The organism is Antarcticirhabdus aurantiaca (genome assembly GCF_009765365.1).
GTDB lineage: Bacteria > Pseudomonadota > Alphaproteobacteria > Rhizobiales > Rhizobiaceae > Antarcticirhabdus > Antarcticirhabdus aurantiaca.
In genome coordinates this window covers 1-6,084 of sequence record NZ_VTOM01000047.1, presented here as the reverse complement: position 1 = coordinate 6,084, position 6,084 = coordinate 1, and the positions used below count along the sequence as shown (strand labels likewise).

The following is a 6,084-nucleotide window of genomic DNA, read 5'->3' as shown; positions in this document are numbered from 1 at the left end:
GGCAGGGCGGGAACAGCGTCGCCTGATCGCGATCGGCGCCGACAACGAAGCGTCCCATGCCATCCTCCAGACCACCCTGAAGAAGATAGCATGAGCAGGGTTTTGACACAGCCAGGGTCGAAAGCGGTCGATCACGACGGCTGCATTGTTGTAGCATGCTTCGAACTTGTTCGGTGCGCCTCATTGATGCCGCCTGGGCGGCTCGAATTCTTTGACCACCGTGCCGACGACGCCGAACCGTCATGGAGCCGGACCGCATCATCGTGAGGGCGCGCACCGCCGCCGATCCGCCGCGCGCGACGCTCCTGAAGCGGCGACTTGTCCACGCCCTTCCGCCCCGCCCCTATTCTCCACGTCACCGCCGGCCCATTCGGATGGGCGCGAATGATCACCGGGATCGTTCGAGGGGGCCGGCGGGCGAGGTCCGGTGCGGTTCGCTTCTTCCGGAGGAGCGCTCACCCGGGCGGCGCGACGCGCGAGGATCGGTGCAGGCTGTAACGGCCCGCGCCGTGGAGTATCCCCGAAGGCAGACCCGGGCCCCGGTTGGGACAGACCCGAACTCGGGAGGACGCCGCCAGGCATGGGTGAAGCCGCCCGTTTCTGGCTCCGACGCGCGCGGTGCGGGATGGCCCCGCATCGGAAAAGCGACGCAGTCCCTCGCGGTGGGCGCCGCAGGCGGACCCTTTCTGACGATTAGCATACGTCGCAGGTTCGGCCTGCGGCGCCCCCAGCCCTCCCGGCAAAGGAGGCACTGCATGCTCCAACGCCTCGGCCGCCTCCACGCGGCGCGGGATCGCACTCGCACGCCGCCGTGTCGGTGATCGCCGTCCCGCCCATGCGAAAAGGCCGGGATCGCTCCCGGCCCTCTCCGTCATGTCGTTTCTCGGGATCTCAGCCGAGTTGGCTCTTCACGAAGTCCTTCACGATCGAGACGATGCCGCGCGACAGGAGCGCATCGAGGGCGTCGCAGAACTGGTCGACGTGCTCGTCGCCGCAGATCAGCGGCGGCTCCAGGCGGATGACGTTGCGGTTGTACTCGGTGAAGGCGACGAGGCAGTCGTAGTCGCGCAGGAGCAGCGCGCCGACGAAGCCGGACAGCGAGCCCTTGAGCTTGTCGTCGAGCATGGCGACCATCGGCCGGAGCGCGAAGGGCAGCGCCCGCGAGAAGTCCTGGAACTCCAGCCCGATCATCAGGCCGCGGCCGCGCACCTCCTTGATGAGGCTCGGATGCTTGTCCTTGATCGCGTTGAGGCGCTCCAGCAGGTAGTTGCCGGTGTCCTCGGCATTGCCGATGAGGTCCTCGTCGTAGAGCACGTTCAGCGCCTCGATCGAGGTGACGCAGGCCTCGCCGATGCCGCCGAAGGTGGCGTGAGCGTGGATCATCGCGGTCTTCGGCGTGCCGTAGGCCTTCATGTAGACGTCGCGCTTGGCGATCATCGCGCCGACCGCAGCCTTGCCGCCGCCGAGCGACTTCGCCAGCGCCGTCACGTCCGGCACCACGCCGTGGTGCTCGAAGGCGTAGAAGCGGCCCGACCGGCCGAAGCCGCACTGCACCTCGTCGGCGACCCAGATCACCTTGTGCTTGTCGCAGAGCGCGCGCACGCCCTGCCAGTACTCGGTCGGCGCCTCGATGATGCCGCCGCCGCCCTGGATCGTCTCCAGCACCACGACGCCGATCTCGGGATCGCTCTCGACGGCGCGGGTCAGCGCCTTCAGATCGCCGAAGGGCACCTTGACGGTGTTGTTCACCAGGCGGAACTCGCCCTGGTAGAGCGGCGAGTCGGTCAGCGACAGGACGCCCTTGGTCTTGCCGTGGAACGAGTTCTCGGCGTGGACGATCTTGCAGTTCCTGCGGCCGGACGCACGCTCGGCGACCTTCACCGCGGCTTCCATGGCTTCCGAGCCGGAGGAGCCGAGGAACACCATGTCCAGCTCGCCCGGCGAGCACGCCGCGAGGTTCTTGGCGAGCGCCGAGGCGTATTGCGACAGGAAGGCGATCGCGATCTCGTGGCGCCCCTCCTCGCCGAACTTGCGGCGCGCCTCGATGATGCGGGGATGGTTGTGGCCGAAGGCGAGCGAGCCGAAGCCGCCGAAGAAGTCGAGGATCTTCCGACCGTTCTGGTCGACGTAGTACATGCCTTCCGCGCGCTCGACCTTGATCTTGTGGAAGCCGAGCAGCTTCATGAAGTGGAACTGGCCGGGGTTGATGTGCTCCTTGAACAGGTCGGCCATGGTGCCGACGTCGAGGGCCTTCGCCTCCTCGACGGACAGGAGCTTGGGCTTCTCCGGGCCGCTGCGGACAGGCGCGGCGAGGCTCGGGGCGGTGAGCGTCGGACGGTCGAGCATGACTGGTGTTCTCCCTTACTCGGCCGGAACGCCGGCGGCGGCCGGAGACGCGGCGCGCTTGCCCGTCTTCTTGGCGCGGTATTCGTTGTAGGCGGCGATCAGCATGTCCTCGTCGCGATACTGCGGCACCCAGCCGAGGTCGCGCTTGCCCTTGGACACGTCGAGCAGGCAGTCCTCGTCGGCGATGAGGTACTGCTCGGGATCCATGATCGGCATGTTGAGCGCGTCGAAGAGGTCGAGCGTGCGCTTGACCGCCCAGGCGGGCGTCGGGATGAGGAGCGACTTCGAGCCGGCATGGCGCACGAGGTCGCCGAGGAGCTTGCGGACGGGCGGCGGGTTCAGCGAGCCGAGATTGTAGGCCTCGTTCGGCACGCCCGCCTTCCAGGCGAGGCGCGCGGCCTCGGCGCAGTCGAAGACCGAGATGAACTGGTAGGGGTTCTTGCCCGACCCGATCATCGGCACCGGCAGGTTGGCGTCGACGAGCTTGAAAAGCTTCTCCAGGATGCCGAGGCGTCCCGGCCCGATGATGAGGCGCGGGCGGAACAGCGAGATGTTCATGCCCTTCTCGCGCCACTCGGCGGCGAGCTCCTCGGTCTTCAGCTTGGACAGGCCGTACTCGCCGAGCGGAGCGACCGGGTGGTCCTCCGTCATCGGGTGGAAGACGGTATGGCCATAGATCATGTCGGTGGTGAAGTGGACGAGGTCCTTCGCCCCCGCCGCCGCCATCGCCTCGATGATGTGGACGGTGCCGTGATAGTTCACGGGGAAGAAGAAGTCGTGGCGCTTGGCCCGCACCTGGAGCGGCGAGAGCATCTTGGCCGACAGGTTGTAGACCATGTCCTCCGCCTCGATCGGCACGCGGCGCACGGACTGCGGATCGGTCACGTCGGTGTGGAGGAAGGTGCAGCGGGCGTAGTGCGGCAGGTCGCTCTTCACGATGTCGGCGACGATCACGGTCTCGCCGTCGGCGACGAGGCGCTGCGCGAGATGGCGTCCGACGAAGCCGTCGCCGCCGAAAATGATATGCTTCATCGGGAAACCTCGACTGCGGTGGTGTTGGAGGATGCGTTGGCCGCGAGGCTGGTCGCCGGCTCGTGGACGGTCGAGCCGCCCTGGGCGATGAGCACGGTGCCGGCGCAGATCAGCGCGATGCCGGCCATGCGGTAGGCGTTCAGGTCCTCGCCGAAGAGGAACCAGGCCGCGAAGGCGACGGCCACGTAGGCGAGCGACAGGAAGGGATAGGCGTAGGACAGCTCGACCTTCGACAGGACGAAGAGATGCGAGGCCATCGAGATCACGAAGGTGCAGAGGCCGAGGAAGACGAAGGGGCTGAAGACGATCGACAGGATCTTCAGGACCGGGTTGGCTCCGGCGAAGCTGATCGCGCCGAGCTGCATCATCCCGTGCTTCAGCATCAGCTGCGCGGCGGCGTTGGTGAACACCGTGAAGAGAATGAAGGGCAGATACCTCGACATGCACGGCATCTTTCTGTTGTTCGAATGAGGAGAATGTGCCCGCCCGAAGTGGTCTTCGAGTTAAGCGCGCCGGACATTTCGCGCTCAAGGTGAAGCGATGCTTGGGATCATCGTTCGAATTCGAACGATCTCGCGCAGCAAGACGGGGCTTGGCTCAGAAGCCGTTGGCGGCCAGGAAGAACAGCGCGGCGCCCAGGCCGATCATCAGCTGCGAGCGCCAGTCCCGCATGATGAAGACGACGGGGTCCTCGTGCATCGCGCCGCGACGGGCCAGCATCCAGATGCGCACGATGATGTAGAGGACGAGCGGGCAGAGCAGCCAGATCACGAAGGGCTCGGCATAGAGGTGCCGGACGTCGGCCGAGTCGATGTAGAGCGCGAGCACGAGCACCGAGGCGAAGGCCGAGCTCATGCCCGCCTGCCCGATCGTCTCGAGGTCGGCCGCGACGTAGCCCCGGCCGGTCTGGTTGCGCTGGGCACCCGGCCCGGCTTCCAGGAGCTCCGTGAAGCGCTTCACCAGGGCGAGCGACAGGAAGAAGAACACCGAGAAGGCGAGAAGCCAGAAGGACACGTTGACGTCCATGGCGAAGGCGCCGGCGATGATGCGGGCGGTGTAGAGCCCCGCCAGCGTCAGGACGTCGACCAGCAGCATCCGCTTCAAGGAGAAGGAATAGGCCGTGGTCGCGACGAAGTAGGCCGCGAGCATCCACCGGAACTCGACCGGTAGCATCGAGGCGAGAAGGACGGACGAGGCCACGAGCCCCGCCGCCAGCATCAGCCCCTGCGGGATGGGCACCGTGCCGGCCGCGAAGGGCCGACGGCGCTTGGTCTTGTGCCGCCGGTCGGCCGACAGGTCGAGAAGGTCGTTGACGATGTAGACCGAGGAGGCCGCGAAGGAGAAGGCGAGGAAGGCGAGCAGCCCTTCCAGCAGCATGCGGGCGTCGAAATACTCGTGCGACAGCACCATCGGCACGAAGACGAGGACGTTCTTCGCCCATTGATGCGGGCGCATCACCTTGGCGAGCGCCCGAAGGCGGCTGGTGTCGTCCTCGACGGCATGGCTGCCGGTCTTCGCCTGCCACTGGCGTACCCGGCGGCCCGGCGCGACGACGACCGCGTCGTCGGCCTTGTCGAGGAGGCCGAGATCCTCGCGCCGGTGGCCGAAATAGCTGAACCCGCGCTCGCCGCTCTCGGCCTCGATGCGGGCGAGCTTGGCGTCCGGCGTCAGGTCCGTCGTCGCGTCGCTGGCGATCACGGCATCGAAGCAGCCGAGATGATCGGCCACGGCGCCCGCGAGACGCTCGTTGGCGCCCGTCGCCAGGACGACGCGCCGGCCGGCGGCGCGGGCCGCCTCGATCTCGGCGACGACGGAGTCGCGATAAGGAAGCGCGGCCGGGTCGAACTCGATGCCCGCGGCAAGCTCGGCCTTCAGCCGCGCCCGCCCCGCCGCCAGCCAGAGCGGCACACGCCAGAGCTCCAGAGGCTTCTGGCGCGCGAACAGGAAGAGCGACTCCCACAGGAGATCCGTGCGGATCAGGGTTTCGTCCAAATCGACGAAAACCGGACGGTCGTCGTCCGCGAGCCTAACATCCATCGCCGCGTCTCCAGGGCTCGGGCGCTTCACTCGTGGAAGCGGACCCGTCTTGGCGTCGCGGCGACTATCTTCGCGTGCGGCTTTCCGATCGGTGAAATGCGGGGCCGTCGCGCGGAACCCTTTGAAAGCGCGGTGTCCAAGCGCTTTCCCGGATCATTAAACGTCGACCGATCGGCGGACGCGTCCGCGTCCGCCGATCGAGGATCGCGATCAAACGGCGGACAGGCCGTCCGAGCCGATATAGGCGATGCGCAGCATGTTCGTGGCGCCGGGCGTGCGCAGCGGCACGCCGGCGGTGACGATCAAGCGCTCCCCGGCCCGGGCATAGCGCTGCTCGACGGCGATGCGGCAGGCCTTGTCGACCATGTCGTCGAGGCTCTGGGCATCTTCCGTCACCACGCAGTCGAGCCCCCAGACGAGGCTCAGGCGGCGCGCCGTCGCCAGAACCGGGGACAGCGCCAGGATCGGAATCTGCGGGCGCTCGCGCGCCGTGCGAAGGCCCGAGGTGCCGGTCGCCGTATAGGTGACGATCACGGAGACGCCGAGCGTCTCGGCCATCTGGCGCGCGGCGAGCGACACGGCGTCGGCGCCGGTGGCCTCCGGGGCCGGACGCTGGGCGAAGATGATGCCGGGATAGAGCGGGTCCTTCTCGACGCGCTCGGCGATGCG

5 protein-coding genes are annotated in these 6,084 nt (G+C 67.5%); all 5 read right to left on the bottom strand.

Going from position 1 to position 6,084, the window contains the following annotated elements:
• Positions 1-891: 891 nt before the first annotated feature.
• Positions 892-2,346 (bottom strand): aspartate aminotransferase family protein, encoded by a 1,455-nt coding sequence (locus FZN60_RS28360; RefSeq protein WP_158877750.1) that lies wholly within the window; start codon positions 2,344-2,346, stop codon positions 892-894.
• A gap of 15 nt (positions 2,347-2,361) precedes the next feature.
• Positions 2,362-3,378, bottom strand: a complete 1,017-nt coding sequence (locus FZN60_RS28355; RefSeq protein WP_158877748.1) for an NAD-dependent epimerase/dehydratase family protein — start codon at positions 3,376-3,378, stop codon at positions 2,362-2,364.
• Positions 3,375-3,821 (bottom strand): EamA family transporter, encoded by a 447-nt coding sequence (locus tag FZN60_RS28350; RefSeq protein ID WP_158877746.1) that lies wholly within the window; start codon positions 3,819-3,821, stop codon positions 3,375-3,377. Before FZN60_RS28350 ends, FZN60_RS28355 begins: the two co-directional genes overlap by 4 nt.
• Positions 3,822-3,975: 154 nt before the next feature.
• Positions 3,976-5,415 (bottom strand): UbiA family prenyltransferase, encoded by a 1,440-nt coding sequence (locus FZN60_RS28345; protein WP_158877744.1) that lies wholly within the window; start codon positions 5,413-5,415, stop codon positions 3,976-3,978.
• A gap of 210 nt (positions 5,416-5,625) precedes the next feature.
• The coding region (locus FZN60_RS28340; protein ID WP_304505926.1) for a pyruvate kinase alpha/beta domain-containing protein at positions 5,626-6,084 on the bottom strand (459 nt) is incomplete at its 5' end.

Excerpts from the sequence above, each read along its gene's own strand:
- FZN60_RS28350 (WP_158877746.1), bottom strand. The coding sequence starts at position 3,821 with ATGTCGAGGTATCTGCCCTTCATTCTCTTCACGGTGTTCACCAACGCC.
- FZN60_RS28360 (WP_158877750.1), bottom strand. The coding sequence starts at position 2,346 with ATGCTCGACCGTCCGACGCTCACCGCCCCGAGCCTCGCCGCGCCTGTC.
- FZN60_RS28345 (WP_158877744.1), bottom strand. The coding sequence starts at position 5,415 with ATGGATGTTAGGCTCGCGGACGACGACCGTCCGGTTTTCGTCGATTTG.
- FZN60_RS28355 (WP_158877748.1), bottom strand. The coding sequence starts at position 3,378 with ATGAAGCATATCATTTTCGGCGGCGACGGCTTCGTCGGACGCCATCTC.